The organism is Streptomyces sp. NPDC049627 (assembly GCF_044465645.1).
Taxonomy (GTDB): Bacteria; Actinomycetota; Actinomycetes; order Streptomycetales; family Streptomycetaceae; genus Streptomyces.
Map to the genome: position 1 here is coordinate 25,070 of NZ_JBITLW010000017.1, position 20,645 is coordinate 45,714.

General features: G+C 73.2%; 16 protein-coding genes. 7 read left to right on the top strand and 9 right to left on the bottom strand.

Annotation, left to right across the window (positions count from 1 at the left end):
- Window positions 1-29: 29 nt before the first annotated feature.
- From ACIBU0_RS37255 to ACIBU0_RS37270, 4 genes are all read right to left on the bottom strand, one after another.
- Window positions 30-4,706 (bottom strand): hypothetical protein, encoded by a 4,677-nt coding sequence (locus tag ACIBU0_RS37255; protein ID WP_398827608.1) that lies wholly within the window; start codon window positions 4,704-4,706, stop codon window positions 30-32.
- A 65-nt stretch (window positions 4,707-4,771) separates the two neighbouring features.
- Window positions 4,772-5,653: a hypothetical protein gene (locus tag ACIBU0_RS37260; protein WP_398827610.1), complete on the bottom strand. Its 882-nt coding sequence runs from the start codon at window positions 5,651-5,653 to the stop codon at window positions 4,772-4,774.
- Between the two features lie 57 nt (window positions 5,654-5,710).
- Window positions 5,711-7,237 (bottom strand): hypothetical protein, encoded by a 1,527-nt coding sequence (locus ACIBU0_RS37265; protein WP_398827611.1) that lies wholly within the window; start codon window positions 7,235-7,237, stop codon window positions 5,711-5,713.
- Window positions 7,238-7,366: 129 nt separating this feature from the next.
- Window positions 7,367-8,062 (bottom strand): GntR family transcriptional regulator, encoded by a 696-nt coding sequence (locus ACIBU0_RS37270; protein WP_398827613.1) that lies wholly within the window; start codon window positions 8,060-8,062, stop codon window positions 7,367-7,369.
- A 133-nt stretch (window positions 8,063-8,195) separates the two neighbouring features.
- Between ACIBU0_RS37270 and ACIBU0_RS37275 the strand changes: the two genes are divergently transcribed.
- From ACIBU0_RS37275 to ACIBU0_RS37295, 5 genes are all read left to right on the top strand, one after another.
- Window positions 8,196-9,494 (top strand): MFS transporter, encoded by a 1,299-nt coding sequence (locus ACIBU0_RS37275; protein WP_398827615.1) that lies wholly within the window; start codon window positions 8,196-8,198, stop codon window positions 9,492-9,494.
- A gap of 29 nt (window positions 9,495-9,523) precedes the next feature.
- A complete protein-coding gene (locus ACIBU0_RS37280) occupies window positions 9,524-10,399 on the top strand; it encodes a putative hydro-lyase (RefSeq protein WP_398827987.1) in 876 nt (291 codons plus the stop codon).
- A 143-nt stretch (window positions 10,400-10,542) separates the two neighbouring features.
- A complete protein-coding gene (locus ACIBU0_RS37285; RefSeq protein WP_398827617.1) occupies window positions 10,543-11,301 on the top strand; it encodes a LamB/YcsF family protein in 759 nt (252 codons plus the stop codon).
- Window positions 11,298-11,915, top strand: coding sequence for an allophanate hydrolase subunit 1 (locus ACIBU0_RS37290; RefSeq protein ID WP_398827619.1), 618 nt, complete (start codon window positions 11,298-11,300; stop codon window positions 11,913-11,915). The genes ACIBU0_RS37285 and ACIBU0_RS37290 overlap by 4 nt, the downstream gene beginning before the upstream one ends.
- Window positions 11,912-12,781, top strand: a complete 870-nt coding sequence (locus ACIBU0_RS37295; RefSeq protein ID WP_398827621.1) for a biotin-dependent carboxyltransferase family protein — start codon at window positions 11,912-11,914, stop codon at window positions 12,779-12,781. Before ACIBU0_RS37290 ends, ACIBU0_RS37295 begins: the two co-directional genes overlap by 4 nt.
- A gap of 78 nt (window positions 12,782-12,859) precedes the next feature.
- On the opposite strand, the gene ACIBU0_RS37300 is transcribed toward ACIBU0_RS37295, so the two are convergent.
- From ACIBU0_RS37300 to ACIBU0_RS37320, 5 genes are all read right to left on the bottom strand, one after another.
- Window positions 12,860-13,744, bottom strand: coding sequence for an SGNH/GDSL hydrolase family protein (locus ACIBU0_RS37300; RefSeq protein WP_398827623.1), 885 nt, complete (start codon window positions 13,742-13,744; stop codon window positions 12,860-12,862).
- The gene (locus tag ACIBU0_RS37305) at window positions 13,741-14,901 is read right to left on the bottom strand and encodes a glycosyltransferase (protein ID WP_398827989.1); all 1,161 of its coding nucleotides are present in this window, start codon (window positions 14,899-14,901) and stop codon (window positions 13,741-13,743) included. Before ACIBU0_RS37305 ends, ACIBU0_RS37300 begins: the two co-directional genes overlap by 4 nt.
- 8 nt (window positions 14,902-14,909) lie before the next feature.
- Complete coding sequence (locus ACIBU0_RS37310) at window positions 14,910-16,040, bottom strand: glycosyltransferase family 4 protein (protein WP_398827625.1); 1,131 nt, start codon at window positions 16,038-16,040, stop codon at window positions 14,910-14,912.
- 256 nt (window positions 16,041-16,296) lie between these two features.
- A complete protein-coding gene (locus ACIBU0_RS37315; RefSeq protein ID WP_398827627.1) occupies window positions 16,297-17,715 on the bottom strand; it encodes a HEAT repeat domain-containing protein in 1,419 nt (472 codons plus the stop codon).
- A 301-nt stretch (window positions 17,716-18,016) separates the two neighbouring features.
- Entirely contained in the window at window positions 18,017-18,409 is a 393-nt protein-coding gene (locus tag ACIBU0_RS37320; protein WP_398827629.1) for an ankyrin repeat domain-containing protein, read from the bottom strand.
- A gap of 318 nt (window positions 18,410-18,727) precedes the next feature.
- On the opposite strand from ACIBU0_RS37320, the gene ACIBU0_RS37325 reads away from it, so the two are divergent.
- Window positions 18,728-18,922, top strand: coding sequence for a hypothetical protein (locus ACIBU0_RS37325; protein WP_004002760.1), 195 nt, complete (start codon window positions 18,728-18,730; stop codon window positions 18,920-18,922).
- Between the two features lie 40 nt (window positions 18,923-18,962).
- Window positions 18,963-20,603 carry a hypothetical protein gene (locus ACIBU0_RS37330; protein WP_398827631.1) on the top strand — a complete coding sequence of 547 codons (1,641 nt, stop codon included), beginning with the start codon at window positions 18,963-18,965 and terminating at the stop codon, window positions 20,601-20,603.
- Window positions 20,604-20,645 lie beyond the last annotated feature (42 nt).

Consider the following 20,645-nt stretch of genomic DNA (forward strand, 5'->3'; position numbering starts at 1 on the left):
CAACACGAGCCGCTCACCGCAGGGTCGGTTCAACTCGTCGTCGGGGCCGGTCGTTTGAACATCCGGGTTGCCGTGATCTCGCTGCGCACCGCCTCTCCGGCCGAAGTCTGCTGAGGCAGTCCCGGCCGGAGGTGCTCCTCGACGCTGATGTACTTCAGCCCCGCCCTGAGGTCCGCGTCGTTGCGCAGTCGGATGACCAGCGGGAACTCCGCCAGCGCCGTCGTGTCGAACAGGCCGGTGGTGTAGAGGAGTTGGACACCCAGTGCGTCCGACACGGCACGCTGGAGCTCCAGCAGGTAGGTCGCGTTGGCGCGCCCGATCGGGTTGTCCAGGAACAGCGTGCCGGCATGCCGGTGCTTGTCCCGGCCCCGGTCGTTCGACCGCAGGGCGGCCATCGTGCAGTACAGAGCAATGGCCGCCGTGAGCAGCTGTCCACCGGAGAACACGTCGCCCATCTGACCGACGGGCACGCGCTCCGCGCGCAGCACGGCATCCGGCTTGAGGATCTCGACGGCGACGCCCTTCGGCTGGAGCGCGGCGGCAACACCGCGCAGCAGCAGGGACATACCGTCCCGCCGCAGGTCGGAGTTCTTCTTCACCGCCGCCCGGGTCGCCTCGTCGATGACCTCGCCCAGCCGTTCGGTGAGGGTGGCCATGTCGGGCTCCTCGAAGCGGATGCGCAGGAACTCCTGCCCGGACCACTCGCCGAGCCCCTCGGGCAGCCGGGAGAGCCGCTGGGCGGATCGCAGGGTTGCCAGCGCCGACTCGACCAGCCCGCGGAGCCGGTCGACGATCGAGTCGCGGTTGCGCTCCAGTTGCGCCAACTCGTCGGTGAGCACGCGCAGTCGGGGCGCGAAGGCGTCCGCCCACTTCTGCGCGTGCTCCGGCAGCGCGGAGGCGGGCAGTTCGCGGATCTGCTGGCGAGCGGGGGTGCGGACCTGTTCGTACCGCGTGGAGTTGGCGTGTCGTACGAGCACGTCGCTCGCCTCGCGCACGGCTGCCTCGGCGGCGGACAGGTCGGCGGCGCAGCCGCGCAGCGACCGCCGGGCCTCGGCGGCGGACTGCCGGGCCTCCTCCAGGCTGCCGGGGTAGGGCTCCGGCACCTCCTGGTCCTCGTCCGTGGCGTGCTCCCGCAGCAGGTCGCGCAGCATCGCGGCGATCTCGTCGAAGCCGCCGGCCGCGTCCTCGGCGGCGCGGTGCGCTTGGAGGAGTTCCGCGTGGGCTTCGCGGGCCTGGGCCAACGCCTCGGTGCGGGAGGCGAGTTCCGCGGTGGCGGTGCGCAGCAGCGCCTGTGCGTGCTCGGCGTCGCGCGGCTGGAGTTCCTCGGACAGCTCGGTGTGCGCCTCGCCGGCCTCGGGGGCGTGCCGCTCGGCCTCGCCGCGCAGCCGGCCGAGTTGTTCGCTGGCGCTGGACATCCGGGTTTCCAGGAGCTGGACCAGCTCCTCCGCGCGCGCGGCGGCTGCCTGCCGGGAGGGCCCGTCCGAGCCGTCGGGTGACTCAAGCAGTTGCTCGGCCCGGGTACGGACCTTGTTGCTCAGCCGGTCCAGCTCCGCGCGCGCCGCGCTCTCGTCGCTCTCCGCACGGGCCTGTTCTGCGCGCAGGTCGGCGCCGACGCCGACCTTCTCGTACACCTGGGAGGCAGCCCGGTACGCCTCGCGCAGTGCGGGCAGGGACGCCTTGGGGGCGTCCGCGTCGGTGTCCGGCACGTCGTCGGGGGCACCCGCGATCTCCGAGCGCTCGGCGCGCAGCGCGCGTGCCGTGCGGCGGGCGTCGTCGGCGGCGCGCTGGGCGGCGCGGCGGTCCTCGTCGGCGGCGCGGGCACGCTCCAGGCAGACCTGGGCCCGGGCCTCGGACTCCGTGGCCTCGTCGGCGAGTTCGCGCAGCTTGACCTGCCAGCCGGCCCGCTCGCGCAGCCGGAAGGCCAGCCCGGCCAGGGCGTCGGCGGCGCGCCGGGCCTTCTGCGCGGCCTCCTGCCGCTCGTCGCGGACCTGGGCGGCCTCGGCGGCGGCTTCGTCGGCCTCGGCCCGCACGGTCCGTGCCTCGGCCAGCTCGGCCTCGGACTCCTCGGCGAACGCGCGCGCGTCCCGGGCCGCCTGCGCCAGCTCGACCAGCCGGCCGGCCGGGCAGCCGGTACGCCACGAGGCGAGCCGGGCCGCCAGTTCCCGGTCCTTGCCGAGTCGTGCCGCCAGCGTGCGGATCTGCTCGTCCCGCTCGGTCGCCCGCGCGCGCAGTGCCTGCCGCTCCTCGTCGGCGGCGTGCTCGTCGTGCATGGCGGGGTTCGGCGGCACGAGGAAGACGTCGCCGCTCTGGGCATCCGGCGCGGGTGTCGGGGCCAGCAGGGCGGCGGCCGTACCGACGGCGACAGCCGACCGGGGCAGCAGGGCCGCGTCGCTCAGCACCTCGCGCGCCCGCGCGTGTGTGTCCGGGTCGGTGATGATCACACCGTCGACCAGTTCGGGCCGTGCGGCCAGCACGCGCGCGTGGTCGGCCGGGTCGACGGCCTGGGCGAGGTAGCGCCAGCCCGGCAGCGCGGGGATGCCCTGCTCGCCGAGGAACTCCACGGTGGCCAGCACGTCGGGGCCGGGCGGCAGCAGACCGCCGTCACCGAGCGCGCCGAGGATCCGGGAGTCGTCGGCAGCTGCCGTACGCAGCTCGAAGAGATGACGCTCGGCGCCGGAGACGGCGTCGTCGAGCAGTTCGCGCAGCTCGTCGGCGAACCGGTCCAGCTCCTGTGGCGTGAGGGAGCCCTCAGGGGAGGTGCTCGGTGCGAGCGCCTGGGCGTCGTCGCGCGCGGCCGTGCTCCCCTTGCCGTCGTCGCCCGTGCGCGGAGCAGGAACGGACCCGCGTTTCGTGCCGGGCTCCCCGGACAGGCCGAGCAGTTCCGCGAGCCGCTCCTCCGCCGCCAGACTCTCGGCGAGACGGCGCTCGGCCTCGTACGACCGCTCCGCCGCCGCGGCGGCGTCCGCCGCGCGAGCCGCCGTCAGCTCCGCGCGGGACTCGGCCGACGCCGCCTCGCGGGAATGTTCCGAGGCGCGCCGGGAGGCTTCACGGGCGGTGTCCCAGGCGGCGACGGCCGTCTTCTCGGCGTCGCTGGCAGCGAGGGCCGCCCGAGCCGGGTCGGCGTCCGGTGCACTGTCGTCGAGCCAGCCCGCGCGGACGGCCTCGGCGGTCTCCTGCTCGACCTCGGACAAGCGCTGCTTCAGGTGCCCGATCTCGCTGCGGGCGCGCTGCGCCTCGGTGGCGGCCGTGGTGGAGTCCCGGTACGCGGACTCGCTGACCTCCTGGAGGGCGGCGGACCGCTCCTCCTCCTCGTTGGCGAGGGTCTCGGCGCTCTCCGCCGCCGCGTGCAGGGCCCGTACGAGATCGACGGCGGCCTTGGCGCGGGCGGCGAGCGCGGGGGCCGCGTCCCGCTCGGCCTCCCGGATCGCGGCGGCCACGCGCGCGACGCGGTCGGCGGCGGCGCGGTGCCGCAGCACGGCCTCGGCGGCCTGCCAGGCGGAGTGCAGGGTGCGCGCGTCGGCGAGCTCGCGCTTCTGCGCGGCCGCGGACTTCTCGGCCGCCGCCAGCGCCAGCGAGGCGTGCCGGTAGGCGAGTTCGGCCGCGATCAGCGCGCTGCGCTCGCGCGCCGCCTCGGCGTGCGTGACGGCGTACGCGGCGGCGGTGACCCGCTGGGCGAGGTCGCCCGCGCGCACGCGCTCCTGGGCGCCCCGCGCGGACAGCCGCCGGGCCAGGGTCCGGGTCCGCCGCTCGGCACCGGCGTGGATGTCACGCGCGCGTGAGCGTGCCTCGGCGGCCTCGATGATCCGTCCGAGCAGGTCCACGGACCCGGCGGTGAAGTCCCGCTCGGCGATGAGCTCGGCGCGTCGGCCGAGCTTGTTGCCGAAGCCGCTGACCAGGTCGGCGAGTCCGTCGGTGTCGCGCGTGTCGGTCACGGCGCGCAGCAGCAGGTCGGTGAAGTCGGAGTCCTTCTTGACCGCGAAGAGGCCGGCCGCCTCACCCTCGTCGGCGTTCATCTCCCGCTGGTAGCGGAAGAGTTCGGGGTCGAGGCCGAGGTCACCGAGGTGCTCGATCCAGCGGTCGTGGATCTCCTCCCAGTGCACCTCCAGATGCGGATACGCCTTGCCGGCCTCCGTGATGGCGTCCCGGAAGCCCTTCATGGTGCGCCGGCGCCCCTGTGCCCCCGACTGGCCCTCGACGGGCGGCCGTACGGCGGTGGACTCGGCGACGGGCAGGTTGTCCAGGGACAGCCCGGGACCCGGCCGGAAGGAGTACCAGGCCTCGGCGAACTTCCGCGGGTCGTTGGAGACCTGGCGTCCGCGCCATTCACTCACCTTGCCGACCACGACGCACTCGCCGGTGAGCGTGTGCTGCCACTCCAGCGCGACATGCCCGCAGTCGTCGGCGAGCAGGAACTTCCGCAGCACACCGGAGCTGGCGCCGCCGAGGGTGTTGCGGTGGCCCGGCAGCATCACGGAGAAGATCAGCTTGAGCAGGACCGACTTACCGCCGCCGTTCTCCAGGAAGAGCACCCCGGCGGGCGCCGGCCGGCGCGGCGGGCCGACGGGCTCCTCCTCGAAGAACTCCGCCTGCGTCGGCGCGGGGTCGGGCACGGGTTCGCCCACACCGCGCAGGTCAAGCACGGTGTCGGCGTAGCGCGCACCGGCCGGTCCGATGGAGTAGAGGCGGACCCGGGACAGCTCGTACATGGCGGACTCTCGTAAGTCTTCGTCAGATCAGGGACGTTCGGAAGATCAGGGACGGGGTCGGGGCGTCAGGCGGAGTGGAACGGCAGGCCGGCTTCGGCCACCAGCTCCAGGTCGTCCGTGTCCTCGGCGGGCAGCAGGGTCGGCGTGCCGTCGGTGACCGGGACCACGCCCAGCTCCAGCAGTTCGGCCATGGCGGCGCTGCCCGCCATGTCGCGCACCTGGAGCTGGTAGCGGGCGGTCGTCCGGTAGGTGCCGCCGTTGTCGTCGCCCGTGCGCTGCAGGAACCCGGAGTCGGTGAGGAAGGCCACCGCCTTGCCGATGATGCCGGTCGTGGAGCCCGCGAGCCGGCGGGCGTCCTTGGTGGCGCCGGTGGCGCTGCGTCTGACCCAGATCCGCCAGGCGGCCTCCAGCCCGGGCGCGTCCGTGGCGGGGTCGGTGTTCTCCCCCTGTTCGGCCGCCCGCTCCTCCAGCCGGCGGCAGGCCTGCCGTACGAAGGCGTCCACGCCGTTGACCGTGACCCGGCCGATGTAGCCGTCGTCGGCGAGGTCCTCGGGCCGGGGGAACGCCATGGCGGCGACGGCGAGATGGGCCAGCCCGTGCAGGAACCGGTCGCTGCCGTCGGCGGACGTACGGCGCGCGTAGTCGCCCATCCGCACGGCGAACACCGAGTCCTCGGCGGCGGTCACCGCCATCCCCGCGCGCGGGGACACCTCCAGCACGACCAGTCCCAGCCCCGCGGCCACGGCGTCCGCGAGCCGCGCGAACGGGGGGTCCTCGCGATAGCGCCGCAGCAGCTCGGTGTACTCCTGGTCCCGGGCGGGCTGCAGCTTGGGCTGCAGGCCGAAGGCAACGAGCCGGGCCGCGTCGGCGGCGTCCGCGGGGGTGACGGCGGCGGTCGCCGACGGGGCGGGGGCCTCCGCGTCACTCCACTCGACGTGCTCGCTCACGGTTGGTGCTCCTTGCTCTGGTGTTGCTCACTCATGCTGCGCCCTGCCGGTGTTCGCTCATGCTGCTTCCGTCCTGTCGGCGGCCATCCCGGCCGCGTCCAGCAGGGCCGTCCCCACGATCAGGTCGGCCCCGCCGAACTCGGGATCGTCCAGCTCCGTCCCGTCGTCCACGGCGAACAGCAGCTTCTCCTCCCCCTGCCGGTAGGCGGTCCCGACCGGTGGACTGGCCGCGTGAACCGCCAGCAGGGCCACGAGATACGGGAGGTCGGGGTCCTGGCGACGGGCGTCCGCCAGCAGACCGGACAGCCGGCGCGGGGCGTCGGCCGGCAGGTCCAGCAGGTTCATCGCGGCGGCCAGCTGCTCCTCGCTGAACCGGCTGTCGTCCGGTGTGGCGATGAGATCCGGCTCGGGCATCTCGGCCCCCAGGTGTTCCCGCTCCACCGGTGGCGTCAGCAGGAGGTCGACGAGGTCGCCGACCCGGACCGACGCCGGTGTGCGCAACCCGGTCCCGCGCGCGAAGAAGGCATCCGTGACCCGGACCGCCTGCTCCAGCGGCAGGGGCAGCACGGGCGCGACGAGATGCCCGTACAGGTCTATCCCCGACGTCGTCATCGGTGTCGCGAAGGCCTGCCGGTCCTGCTCGGCGCGGAACAGGGGCCCGGCCTCCAGCAGGCGGGGCTGCAGCTGGGTGTGGCGCCGGATGCAGTCCTTGACGATGTCGACGAGCTCGGCCGCGCGGCGCTTGTGCTCCGGGTCCTCGGTCTCGTCCCGTGCCTTGCGGATGTTCGTGAGGATCGCGTTCTCGTGCCGGTACCGGTCGGCGACGTGGTCGAGCGCCTCGGCGATCATGTCCGGTACGGCGTTCAGCCAGTCCACCGCCCGGACGTTGCGCCGGGTCGCCTCCAGTGCCTTGCGGAGGGTCTCGGAGTACTGCACGGTCCGGTAGCGGGCCTGCTCGGCGGCCAGCTGCGCATCGGCGAGGCGGCCGCGGTTGATCAGGACCTCCAGCTTGACCTCGGCGGCGATCTGGGCGCTGGTGACATCGGTGTCGAGGGCGCCGACGAGGACGTTGACCGCCTCGTCCGTCGTCCGCAGGTACACCGTGCCGCCCGGGCCCGGAACCTCCTCGATCAGCTTGAAGTCGTAGTCACGGCGGACATAGCTGCCGTCCTGCGTGAAGGTGCCGTACACGGCCCGGAAGCCGCGGTCCACGCTGCCGACGTTGATCAGGTTCTCCAGGACCCAGCGGGCCACGCGCTCGTGCTCGGCGACGGGACGCCGAGGGGCCTGGGCGGCGATGCGCGGGATGAGCCGGGCGACGATCTGGTCGTGGTCGGCGCCCGTGTCGAAGTCCATGTTGAGCGTGACCAGGTCGATGGCGGCGAGCGCCACCTCCGCCATGCCGTACACCGAGTACTCGCCCGCGAGGTTGGCCTTGCGCGCGTCGAGGTCGTGCAGCGGCGCGGTGCAGGCGAGCGCGCGCAGCCGCCGCGCCAGTCCCTCGTCGGCGGCCGGGCCCGGAGCAGGGCGCGGCCCCGCGCTGAGCTGGGGCGGAACACGGTCCGTCGGTGCGGGTGAAGTCACGGTGCACAGACTAGGTCCTCGGTCTGACAACGACCCAAACGAGCGGGCTCCGCTGGGAGAGCCGAGGAACTGCGGGTTGCGTCTCGGCTGCGGGCCGCATGGGGCTGGTCGCGCAGTTCCCCGCGCCTCTTACGGGGCGCTTGTCACCCGCCGCCTATAGACCTCCACAACCCGCTCAAGCGAGTCCTCGAGGTACACCCGGAGGAGCTTCTCGGCCTCGGCCCTGTCCCCCGCCTCCAAGGCCTGGAGGATCTGCCGGTTGCGGGCCAGGTACGGCTCGTGCAGCCGCTTGGGGTCGTCCACCACGTGGAAGGCGAGCCGCAGCTCGGCGAAGACGCTGCGCATCAGTTCGTCGGTGCGGGCACTCCCGGCCAGGGCGACCAGTTCCCGGTGGAAGTGGATGTTGGCCGTACCCACACCGTTCCAGTCATCCTCGGCAGACGCCCGGCGGCCCTCCTCGACGGCCGCCGCGAGGCCGTCCAGACCGTACGGAGGCTCACCGAGCCCCCGTACGACGGCGCACTCGACGAGTCCGCGCGTCCGGTAGATGTCCTCCACGTCCTCCACGGTCAGGACCCGCACGAACACGCCTCGGTTGAGCTCGTGCACGAGGAGGCGTTCATGGGTGAGCAGCCGGAACGCCTCGCGCAGTGTGTTGCGGGAGACACCGAGCGCGCCACCGATGCTGTCCTCCGACAGCCGGGTGCCGGGCGGGAAGAACCCCTCGGCGATGCGGCTGCGGAGGATGTCCGCGACCCGCTCCGCGGTGCTGGTGCGGCCCAGGAGGGCGCGGTCCTCGGCGAGTGAGGTCAGCTGCTCTGCCATGCCGGAATTCAATCGCAGATGCCAAGAACGAACCAACATGGGTATTGAGGGATCGTTGAACAATCCTCTACGGTACTGCGAACCGGCACGGCTCAATCCACAGCACCCTCCGTCCCCTCTCTGCGAGGTGCCCATGAGCACGACCCCTCCACCGCAGGCCATGACGAACACCCACCCCACGACCGACGAACGCGCCGCCGATGACGGCGCGTTCGGCTGGCTGCGCGCCCTGGGGCCGCGCGGGCGCCGCGCCTTCGCGGGCGCTTTCGGCGGCTATGCCCTGGACTCGTACGACTACTTCACGCTGCCGCTGAGCATGGTGGCGCTGGCCGCGTACTTCGGCCTGGACAGCGGCCAGACCGGCCTGTTCACCACCGTCACGCTCGTGGTCTCCGCGATCGGCGGCGCCCTCGCGGGAGTGCTGGCCGACCGTATGGGCCGGGTCAGGGCGCTGATGATCACGGTGGTCACCTACGCGGTCTTCACCGTCGCCTGCGGCTTCGCGCCCAACTACGAGACGCTGCTGGTCTTCCGCGCCCTCCAGGGCCTCGGCTTCGGCGGCGAGTGGGCGGTCGGCGCGATCCTCGTCGCCGAGTACGCGAGCGCCAGGCACCGGGGGCGCACGCTCGGGGCGATCCAGAGCTCGTGGGCCGTCGGCTGGGCGCTGGCCGCGATCATGTACACGCTGGTCTTCTCGCTCGTCGACGACGACGTGGCGTGGCGCGTGATGTTCTGGACCGGCGCACTGCCCGCGCTGCTCGTCATCTGGATGCGGCGCCGCGTGCACGACGCCCCCGAGGCTGTGGCCGTGCGTGAACAGAGCGCGCAGAAGGGTTCCTTCGCGGCGATCTTCAAGCCCGGCCTGCTGCGTACGACGATCTTCGCCGGGCTGCTCTCCACCGGTGTCCAGGGCGGCTACTACACCCTCGCCACCTGGGTGCCGACCTATCTGAAGACCGAGCGCGAGCTGTCGGTCGTCGGTACCGGCGGCTATCTGACGTTCCTGATCTCGGGCGCCTTCATCGGGTACCTGACCGGCGGTTACCTCACCGACCGGCTGGGCCGGCGGCGCAACATCTGGCTGTTCGCCCTGCTGTCGGCGGTCTGCATCCTGGTGTACGCGAACATCCCGGGCGGCGCCAACACCCTGCTGCTCGTCCTCGGTTTCCCGCTCGGGTTCTGCATGTCGGCGATCTTCAGCGGCTTCGGGTCGTACCTGAGCGAGCTGTACCCGACGGCGGTGCGTGGCACGGGACAGGGCTTCACCTACAACACCGGCCGCGCGGTGGGCGCCGTCTTCCCCACCACGGTCGGCTTCCTGGCCGACAGCTGGGGCGTGGGCGGGGCGCTCGTCTTCGGCGCGATCGGCTACGGCATCGCGGCACTGGCCCTGCTCGGGCTGCCGGAGACGCGCGGGAAGGAGCTGGTGTGAAGCCTACAGAAGACCACCCGCTCACCCTCATGGCCGAAGACCGCCCCCTCATCACGACCGAAGACCGCCCCCTCACCGCCATGACCGAAGACCGCCCGCTCACCCTCGTCGACGAGCACGCGCACGCGTGGAGCCCGAAAACGGCACGCGCCCGCTTCCGGGAGGGCCTCACGGGCCCCACGGCAGGGGTCGCGGCCGGCCACACCCAGGTCAACCTGATCTCGGTGCCCGCCGACTGGGCGTACGACATGCTGCTGTTCTGCCAGCGCAATCCCAAGCCCTGTCCGATCCTGGACGTCACGGACGCCGGTTCCTGGACGACCGTCCTCGCCGACGGCGCGGATCTGCGCACCGATCTGCCCCGCTACCGGGTATGGCGGGACGGCGAGTTGGTGGACGAGCCGACGGACGTGCGCGCGCACTGGCGCGGTGACCTGGTGTCGTTCCTGATCGGCTGCAGCTTCACCTTCGAGTGGACCCTGGCTTCGGCGGGCGTCCCGATCCGCCACATCGAGCAGGGCCGCAATGTGCCGATGTACGTGACCGACCGCCAGTGCCGTCCGGCGGGGCGGTTGCGCGGCCCGATGGTGGTCTCCATGCGCCCGGTGCCGCCGGAGCATCTGGCGGCGGCGCTCCGGGAGACCAGCCTCCTGCCGGCGGTGCACGGCGACCCCGTGCACTGCGGGGACCCGTGGGCGCTGGGCATCGCCGATCTCGGCCGACCCGATTTCGGTGATCCGGTGGACGCCGAGCCGGACGACATCCCGGTGTTCTGGGCCTGCGGAGTCACCCCGCAGGCAGCGGTGATGGCCTCCCGCCCGCCGTTCGCCATCACCCACGCACCGGGCCAGATGTTCCTGACCGACGCCCGCGACGAGCAGTTCCGCATCGGCGCGGTCGCCTGACGGGAGGGGTGGCAAGGCCCCGGCATGAAGGCCCCTGACAAGCCCCGGCACACAGTCCCGTGACAAGCCCCGACGAAGCGTCCCGTGACAAGCCCCGACACCAAGTCCCCGACAAGACCCCGTCCCGAGAGCCTGAAGGACTCATGACCTCGATCGATCTCAACGCCGACCTCGGCGAGGGCTTCGGCCGCTGGCAGCTCACCGACGACGAACGGCTGCTGTCCGTCGTCACCAGCGCCAACGTGGCCTGCGGCTTCCACGCCGGGGACGCGGCCACCATGCGGCGGGTGTGCGAGCAGGCGGCCGAACGCGGGGTGCGGATCGGCGCCCAGGTCTCCTACCGGGACCTGGCGGGGTTCGGGCGGCGCGCGATGGACGTACCGCCCACCGAGCTGGCGGCCGAAGTCGCCTACCAGATCGGCGCCCTGGAGGTCTTCGCGCGGGCGGCGGGCACGCGCGTGTCGTACGTCAAGCCGCACGGCGCGCTCTACAACCGCGTCGTGCACGACGAGGAGCAGGCCGGTGCAGTCGTCGACGGTGTGCTCCTCGCGGACGCCTCCCTGCCCGTGCTCGGCCTGCCCGGCTCGCGGCTGTTGGAGCTGGCCGCCAAGGCCGGTCTCCCGGCCGTCACGGAGGCGTTCGCGGACCGCGCGTACACCGAGCAGGGCACGCTGGTGCCGCGTGGCCACGACGGCGCCGTGGTCGCCGACCCGGAGGCCGTCGTGGAGCGCTCGGTCGGCCTGGCCCGCTCCGGCGTGGTCACCTCCCACTCGGGCTCCCGGGTCGAGGTACGCGCGCGTTCCCTGTGCCTGCACGGGGACACGCCCGGCGCCGTCGAGCTGGCCCGGCGGGTGCGGGCGCGGCTGGAGGAGTCGGGTGTCCGGGTGGAGGCCTTCGTATGAGGGCGCTGCCCGTCGGCGACGACGCCCTGCTCGTCGAGGTGTCCTCGGGGGCGGAGGCCCAGGCGCTGCACGCCGAGTTGCTGAGGCGCCGCGCCGCGGGCTCGCTCTCGGTCCGCGAAATCGTCCCGGCGGCCCGCACGGTGCTGCTCGACGGCCTCGCCGACCCGGCCCGCCTGGCCTCCGAACTGTCCACGTCCGACGTGCCGCCCGCTCCCCCACGCGCGCGTGACGTCGTCGAACTGCCAGTGCGTTACGACGGCCCGGACCTGGCGGAGGTCGCCGCGCACTGGGGCGTCTCCCCGCGCGAGGTGGCCCGCATCCACGCGGACACCGAATTCGGCGTCGCCTTCTGCGGTTTCTCCCCCGGATTCGGCTACCTCACCGGCCTGCCCCCGCGCTACGACGTCCCCCGGCGGGCCACTCCGCGCACGGCCGTACCCGCGGGTGCGGTGGCGCTGGCGGGCCCGTACACGGGCGTGTACCCGCGCTCGTCGCCGGGTGGCTGGCAGCTGATCGGCACCACGGACACCGTCCTGTGGGACCACACGCGCGTGCCGGCCGCGCTCCTGTCGCCGGGCACGCGCGTGCGCTTCGTTCCGGTGGGGAGCTCATGACCGACCGCGCGCTCTCCGTCGTACGCGCCGGGGCGCTCACCACCGTGCAGGACCTCGGCCGCCCCGGCCACGCCCACCTCGGCGTACCCCGCTCGGGTGCGCTGGACGGGCCGGCGGCGGCGCTGGTCAACCGTCTGGTCGGCAACGGCCCCGAGGCCGCGGTGCTGGAGACGACGCTCAACGGCTGTGCGGTGCGGCCTCGTTCGACGGTCACCGTGGCGGTCGGCGGCGCGTCCTGCCGTGTCACGCTGAACGGGCGCCCGGTCGCCTGGGGCGCTCCGGTGCGGGTGCCCGCCGGTGCGCTGGTGGACGTCGGCGCGGCCGTCTCCGGCGTACGCAGCTATGTGGCCGTCGCGGGCGGCATCGCCGTGGAGCCGGTCCTGGGCAGCCGCTCCACGGACCTCCTGTCGGGCCTCGGCCCACCGCCGCTCACGGACGGTGCGGTGCTGCCTCTGGGCCGGCCGACGGGGCTCCACGCGCGCGTGGACGTCGCCCCGCAGCCGGCGCCCCCCGCCGAACTCGTCCTGCGGGTGACGCTGGGCCCGCGCGACGACTGGTTCACGCCGGAGGCGGTGCGCGCCTTCACCTCCCGCGCCTACAGCGTGTCCCCGGCCGGCAACCGCATCGGGCTGCGCACCGAAGGCCCCGCCCTGGAACGGCGCCTCATCCGTGAACTCCCCAGTGAGGGCATGGTGCTGGGCGCGGTCCAGGTCCCGCCCGACGGCCGGCCGGTCGTGTTCCTGGCCGACCATCCGACCACGGGCGGCTACCCGGTGATCGCCGTCGTCCGCGCGGCCGACCTCCCGGCCGCCGCCCAGGCGGTACCGGGCACGCCAGTGCGCTTCGTGGCCGTACGCCGTCGCTGAGGCCCGCCACGCACACGTGAGCCACACATGTGAGCCACACATGTGAGCCACACATGCGCGCACCACACACCGCGCGCGCTACGCCGCCTCCGGTGCGGGCTGCCGCCCCGGAACCGAGCGCAGCCCAGGCCACGCCGGTCCCGGCAGCGCGGCCAGCGCCCTGGACACCTCTTGTGCCGCGCGCAGGTCGAGCCGGCCGCCGGTGCCCCGCGCGCGGTGCCGCATCTCGTCGACGGCCAGGCCCAGCAGCTGCGGCAGCAGGTCGTTGCACCGCCGGATCACCCAGGCGGTACCGGCGGTGGCCAGCCACAGCAGGCTCGCCGACTTGGTGGGCGGCGGGAACTCGGGCTCGGGCGAAGGCGCCGTTTCCGTCGCGATGCCCCGGTGCGCCAGCATCCCGTGGAAGCGCAGGGCGATCTGCCGGTGTCCGCGCTCCCCGGGGTGCAGCCGGTCCGCGCTCCACATCGCGCGGTCCATGATCCAGACGTCGTCGACCGCGTGCAGATGCACCGCCCCGTACCGCTCGGACAGCGTGTGGACCACCGTGTTGACGGCCCGCTGCCGCCGGGCCAGCGGGTTGCCCAGGACCCCCGGCAGGCCCAGCATCGTGCCCGGGTCGGGCAGGCAGGCCGTGAGCACGGCGGCGCCCTGTCGGGTGAACGCCGCGTAGACCCGGTCCAGGCGTTCGGCGATCTTCTCTATGTCGAAGGTGCTGCGCAGCGTGTCGTTGACGCCCACGAGGACGGACGCGACGTCGGGCCGCAGGGCCAGCGCGGCGGGCAACTGGGTCTCTAGCACGTCCCGCGTCTGTGCCCCGCTGACCGCGAGGTTGGTGAACTCGGCGGACGGTTCGGACAGCCCGCCGGCGAGCAGCGCGGCCCAGCCGCGCCACCCGTTCCCGACGGGATCGCCCACCCCCTCGGTCAACGAGTCCCCGAGGGCGACGTAGCGCAGCGGTCTCATGCCGCGCCCTCCGCACGCGCGAAGGGACGCGCCGGCACCGCCGCGTCGTGCGCGGTGAGGAAGGCGTCCACCGCCGTGCCCCAGCCGAAGCACTCCGCACGCGCGCGTGCCGCCTCCCGGCGCTCGCGCTCCGGGCGGTCGAGGAGCATCTCCACGGCGTCCGCGAAGGCGTCCCCGTGGTCCGCCGCGGTCGCCCCGGCGGATCCGATCACCTCCGGCAGCGCGGAGGACGCGCTCGCCACGACGGGCGTGCCGCAGGCCATGGCCTCCAGCGCGGCGAGCCCGAACGTCTCGGCGGGCCCGGGAGCCAGGCACACGTCGGCGGAGGCCTGAAGCGCGCCGAGCAGGCTGCGGTCGGCGACATGCCCGAGGAAGGTCACCGGCAGGTCGCGCTCCTGCGCCCGCTGTTCCAGCCGTGCGCGCAACGGCCCGTTCCCGGCCACCACGAGCACCGCCCGCACGCCGCGCCCGCGCAGCGCCTCCAGGGCGTCCAGCGCGGTGCCGGGCCGCTTCTCCACGGAGAGCCGGGAGCACATCACCAGCAGCGTCTCGTCCGCACGCGCGTGGGTTGCGCGCAGCGCCGCGTCACGCAGGGTGGGACGCCGGTTCATCAGGTCGACGCCCAGCGGAGCCCGTACGACGTTGCGGGCGCCGATCCGCACGAACTCCCGTTCGGCGAACTCGGTGGTGCACACGACCTTCGAGTACGTGTGGGCCGTACGGACGTTGAGGGCGTCGGCGGCGCGCCGGGACAGGTTCTCGGACAGGCCCCAGGTGCGCAGGACGCCGTCGGCGGTCTCGTGGGAGACCATCACGGCGGGCACCCGCGCGCGGCGGGCCCACTTGCCGGTCCACCGCAGGGTCGTGCGGTCGGAGACCTCCAGGCGGTCGGGGGCGAGCTCCTCCAGGAGGGACGCGACGCGACGCTTGTCGACGAGCACGCGGTAGCCGCCGGTGCCGGGCAGCATCGGGCCGGGCAGGGTGATCACCCGGCCCTGCTCGGTGTCGCAGTCGCTGTACTTCTCGCCCGGCACGACCAGGACGGGATCGTGGCCCGCCAGCTTGAAGCCCTTGCCCAGCTCGCGCAGCGCGGTGCGCAGGCCCCCCGAGGCGGGGGCGACGAAGTTCGCGAGCCGGACGATGCGCAGGCCGGTCATGGCGCCGGTCATGCCGCCACCACCGCCCGGCGGGCGGCGAGCACGTCCGCGTAGTGACCGATCAGCTGGTCGCCGATGGCCGCCCAGGTGCGGCCCTCGACCGTGGCGCGTCCTGCGGCCCCGTACGCGGCCCGCAGCGCCGGGTCGGCGGCCAGGGTCTGGACGGCGTCCCGCACAGCGGAGGCGTCGCGCGGCGGCACCAGCAGGCCGGTGCGCCCGTGGTCGACGAGGTCGAGCGGACCGCCCGCGGCGGGCGCGACGACGGGCACACCGCTGGCCATGGCCTCCTGCACGGTCTGGCAGAAGGTCTCGAAGGGGCCGGTGTGCGCGAAGACGTCGAACGAGGCGAAGATCCGGGCGAGGTCGTCCCCGCCGCGGCGGCCGAGGAAGACGGCACCGGGCAGCACCTCGGCGAGCGCGGCCTGGCTGGGCCCGTCGCCGACGATCACGACCTTCACGCCCGGTGTGCCGCACACGCCGGAGAGCAGCTCGATGTGCTTCTCCGGGGCGAGCCGCCCGACGTAGCCGACGATGACCTCGCCGTTCGGGGCGAGTTCACGGCGCAGCGCCTCGTCGCGGAGTTCGGGGCGGAAGCGGGCGGTGTCCACGCCGCGCGCCCACAGCTTGAGCCGGGGAACCCCGTGGGTTTCGAGATCGTTCATGGAAGCACTGGACGGGACGAGAGTGAGGTCGGCGGCGGAGTGGACGGAGCGTATGCGCCGCCAGGCGGCGGCCTCACCGGCGCCCATGTAGGTGCGGGCGTATCCGGCCAGGTCGGTCTGGTAGACGGCGACGGCGGGGATGCCGAGCCGGGCGGCGGCGGCCATGCCGCGGACGCCGAGGACGAAGGGGCTGGCCAGGTGCACGACGTCGGGCTGGTGCTGGATCAGCGCGGCGGCGAGGCGTCGACTGGGGAGCGCGACCCTGACCTGGGGATAGCCGGGGAGCGGGAGGGAGGGGACATGGACGACGGGGCAGGGCGCCAGAGACGCGGCTGCCTTGTTGCCGGGAGCGGGGGCCGGGGCGACGACGAGGGGAGCGTGACCGCGATCGACGAGGTGTCGGGCGGTCTGGAGCGCGCAGTGGGCCACGCCGTTCACATCGGGGGGAAAGGATTCGGTCACGATGACGACACGCATACCGGTGTTGTCGCCGTACCGGACGTGGCCGCGTCAAAGTGGATCTTTCCGAACGACAAACGTCCCATGAGCGTTCCGCTGCGCCCCCGAGCGGGTCAGATCACGTCCATGCGTGCCTGACCCGCAGGTCATCCGGTGTTCACCCGGCGGGCGGATCTCCCCGACCTTCACAGCGTGAGCACACGTCCCGAGCGATGATCAGCCGGCGGTCGTGTCCGCCCGGATGATCAGCGGATCGTCGCGTCCGGCCCCATGATCAGCCGGTCGTCGTGTCCGGCCCGATCCGGCTGCGTACGGCCGTCTGCACCTCGTCCTCCTCCGCCGGGTCGGCGGCGAGGCGGCGCAGCCGCTCGACGACGCGTGTGTCGCCGGTCTCGGCGTGGCGGGCGGCGATCTCGCGGGTGGACTCCTCGCAGTCCCACAGGCACTCGACGGCGAAGCCGGAGGGGAAGGAGGGATCGGTGGCGGCGAGGGCGCGGGCCGTGCGGCCGCGCAGATGGGACGAGGCGGTCTCGCGGTAGATATGGCGCAGGACGGGGGCGGCGCAGGCGATGCCGAGCCGTCCGGTGCCGTCTACGAGGGTCCACAGGGTCGGCGCGTCGGGGCCTTCGCCGCGTACGGCCTCGCGCAGCGCCGCGAGGACGAGGTCCTTGTCCTCGGCTCCGCCGCGACAGGCGAGCATGCGTCCGGCGGCGGCGCCCAGCGGATCGGGCCGTCGGGCCCAGCCGCGGGCGCGGTCGACGGCGGCGACACTGCGCATCCGTTCGAATGCGTCGACGGCGGCCTCCACGACGGCCGGTGAGCCGGTGACCACGGCCGCCTCGATCAGGTCGAGGGCGTCCGGATCATTGCTGTCGGCGAGGTAGCGCAACGCGGTGCAGCGGGCTCCGTCGGTGCCGTCCTTGGCGGCGGCGACGATCTCGGGCCGGTCCTCGGGCCCCGCGACGGCCGTGAGGCATCGCGCGGCGGGCACATGGAGCGCGGCACCGCGCTCCATGCCCTGCTGGGCCCACTCGAAGACCGCCTGCACGCTCCACCCCGGACGGGGCCCGGTTGGTCGCATCTGCCGCTGCCAGCGGTCGAAGCAACCGGCCTCCTGAGCGGCACGCACGCGCGTGGCGATCGATGCGCGCGGATCCTCGGCCCACAGCCGCCACGGCCGTGGCTCAAAAGCATCGCGTACGGCGGCGGCCAGCTCGGCCTCGCCCTCGGGATCGGCCGGGAAGCGGGCCAGCACGGGCGCGGCCAGGGCACGCAGCCCCGCGTCGTCGTCCCGGAGCGCCAGTTCGTCCAGCGCCCAGGCCCAGTTGGAGCCCGTGGCGGCGTACCTGCGCAGCAGTTCGAGCGCGTCCCGCCTGCCGTACGAGGCCAGGTGACCGAGGACGGCCAGAGCCAGCCCGGTGCGCGACTCGTCGGAGTCGAGGGCGTCCTCGACGTCGAAGAGGTGGGCCTCGATCTCGTCCAGCTCGCCGCTCAGGTCGAGGAAGAGACGGGCGTAGTACAGGGAGCGGTTCTCCACCTGCCAGTCGTGGCGGGGATCTCGCAGCACGCAGTGGTTCAGGGCCGCGAGCGCCTCGGCGCGCGGGGCGGTGAGCGCGTGCAGTGTGCCGTCGCCGCGGCCCCGCTGGAGCAGGCCGAGCAGCGTACCGCTGGGCGCTATGACCGGTTCGAACATGGGAAACAGCCTCACATCAAGCGTCGACGCAACCGGGGTTCTTGCTTCACCTGGCCGCGTGACAACACGTCGGGGCGCCCGCCGTTTCCTGCTTGCTGTAGACCATTTTCCTCTGCCTCTCGTCAGTGGCCCTCGCGGACCGCATCACGGCCCGCGCGGTGCGGCAACACCTGCCCAGCCATCGCGTCCGTGAATCACGACGTCATGATGACTCGGCACTTCCATCTGCCGCGACCGAAATTTCGGCGGCCCTGTACCGCCTCCCCCGTTTTCCGTGTTCTAGCTGGTCAGAGCACTCAGGTCAGTGAGCGCCGAACAGTTCGAGCAGTTCCGTCTTGCCGAACATCCGCGCGGTGTCGACAGCCGAGGGAGTACCCGCGGCCGGGTCGGCACCGGCTTCCACAAGAGCCTTGATCACTTCCGTCCCACCCTTGAAGACAGCACCGGCGAGCGGCGTCTGGCCTCGGTCGTTGACCCGGTCCGCCTCGGCACCCCTGGCGAGCAGGGCACGCACCGCGTCGGCGTGGCCGTGGTAGGCCGCGAGCATCACGAGCGAGTCGCCGCGGTCGTTGGTGAGGTTGGCCGGAACACCCGCGTCGACGTACGCCACGAGCGCCTCGGTCTGCCCCTGCCGGGCCAGATCGAAGATCTTGGTCGCCAGCTCCACGACCTCGGGGTCGGGGGCTTCAGTCATCGGCCGGACCGCCTCTCACTACGCACACGGGGACTACTGGGACCTGCGGGGAGCAAGGGTACGGCCGTCGAGCGGTGCTCGGCCGTACGAGTGATTCGCCAGGGTACTGGCTCGCGCCGCACATGACCCGATGCGCCCGCGGCAAAGATCATCGCAGACACGGCCGGACGCACCACCCAAGCTCATCCGGCCAAGGACACTCCGCCACCCGAGGGAAATCCGCCGAATTTCACCCTGTTGCACCTTTTATCGTATGGATACATCCTGTGATCCTGGAAGTACTCACGGTGACTGTCCCCACCAACCAGGAGCACTCACATGATCCTCTCCATCTCAGGCGTCGTCCTGCTCGGCATCGTCGTCTTCATCTTCTTCCGCAAGGACGGACTGAAGGCGTCGCATGCCCTGATCTCGGCTCTGTTCGGCTTCTATCTGGCGAGCACGGCCATCGCCCCGAGCATCAAGGCCGGCGGCGAGAGCCTGGCGAGCCTCCTGGGCGGCATCCAGTTCTGACGCCGCCCCTCCCGCCCGTACGCACCTCCAGGAGACAGCAGTGGCCCGCCGCCCCCTCCCCCGCATCCTGAGCACAGGCAGCGCGCAGATCGCCCGGAGCCGGGATCTGGCCCGGACGCAGTTCGCCCGAAGCCGGGAGCTGGCCCGGACGGCGTCCGACAGCGCCTCTGACGTCCTCCACCCGCTGATCACGATCACCCGCGGGCTGCGCCGGCTGGCCTCGGCCGGGCGGCGCAAGTGGGCCGAAACGCCCAAGGACAGGCGCAGCATGCTGCTGTTCCTGGTGGCCTCGGTGATCCTGGTCGTGGCGCTCGTTCCGTACGGCCCGCTGCTCGCCGTCATCACGCTGATGGCGGCGGCGGCCTGGCAGGGCCGGGACCGCAGACCGTCGGCGCCCGAGGGCCCCGACGAGTCGCAGACGGAACGGCTGAGATCGCTGTACGAGGCACTGGTCCCCTACTTCTCCGCCGCCGAGGACCCGGCACCGCTGTACACCCACGGCGGCGAGTGGGAGAAGGCCTTCCCCGAGTTCGAGTTCGACGGCACGGGACGCGTCAGCAGTCTGCTGATCCGCTACCCGGCCTACTTCACCGACGGCGAGACGGAGTCCCGCGCGCGGATCGAGCACCTGCTGGCCGCCAAGTCCGGCCGTGGCCGCGAGTACCACTTCACCTGGGACGAGGAGGGCAACGAACTCACCGTCACCGTCCTCGCGCCGCTGCCCACCGACATCGCCGCCCAGCGCTTCGTCACGGCCCCCGGCGAGACGGTGCTCGGCTTCACCGACCCCACCCTGGTCCAGCGCACGCTCCCCCTCACCCACGGCGAGGAACAGCGCGACGTGCCGCCGGTCGTCTGGCGCACCGGCATCCGCTCCACCGAACCCCACCTGCTGGTCATGGGCCAGCCCGGCAGCGGCACCTCGACCCTGCTGCGCTCCATCGCCCTGCAGGCCCTGCGGTACGGCGACGTCGTCATCGTCGAGGGCGGCAGCACCGGCGAGTACGCCTGCCTGATCGGGCGCGACGGCGTCCTGGCCGTCGAGTGCGGGCTGGCCGGGGCGCTGGCGAGCCTGGAGTGGGCGGCGACGGAGACCGAACGACGGCTGATCGCCACGAACCGGGCCCGCCAGGCCGGCCGTCCTTCGCCGGACGACACCAAGCGGCCGCTGTGGATCCTCCTGGACCGCCCGACCGCGTTCACCCACCTCGCCGCGGCGGACAACCGCAAGGACCCCCAGTCCCTGCTCCAGGTGCCGCTCCGGCACGGCCGCGCGGTCAACGTCACGGTGGTCGTGGCCGACCAGTGGGACGGCATGGACGCACTGAGCGATGCCGTACGACAGCAGACGCGCGCGCGTGTCGTGCTCGGCCCGGCGACGGCCGAGCAGCTGGAGACGGTCCTCGGCGCTCCCCCGCACACCACCCCGGTCGCCGACGTCCCGCCCGGCCGCGGCTACGCCCGCCTCGGCACGGGCCCCGTTCACCGCCTCCAGGTCCCGGCGACCCCAGACCCGTACGACGACGCGACGAGCGACGCGCACCGGCAGGCGGTACTGGATCTGCTCCCGGAGCGGACGACGCCGGTGGATGCGGAGCCGTTGGCCAAGCTGGAGAAGCTGGCGGAGGAGCCGGAGCCGGAGCCGGTGCCTGCGGAGGCCGTGGTCGCCGAGACCTCATAGCGGTCGGCGGAGCCTGCGGGCAGCCGTGCCGCCGGGGCGGCG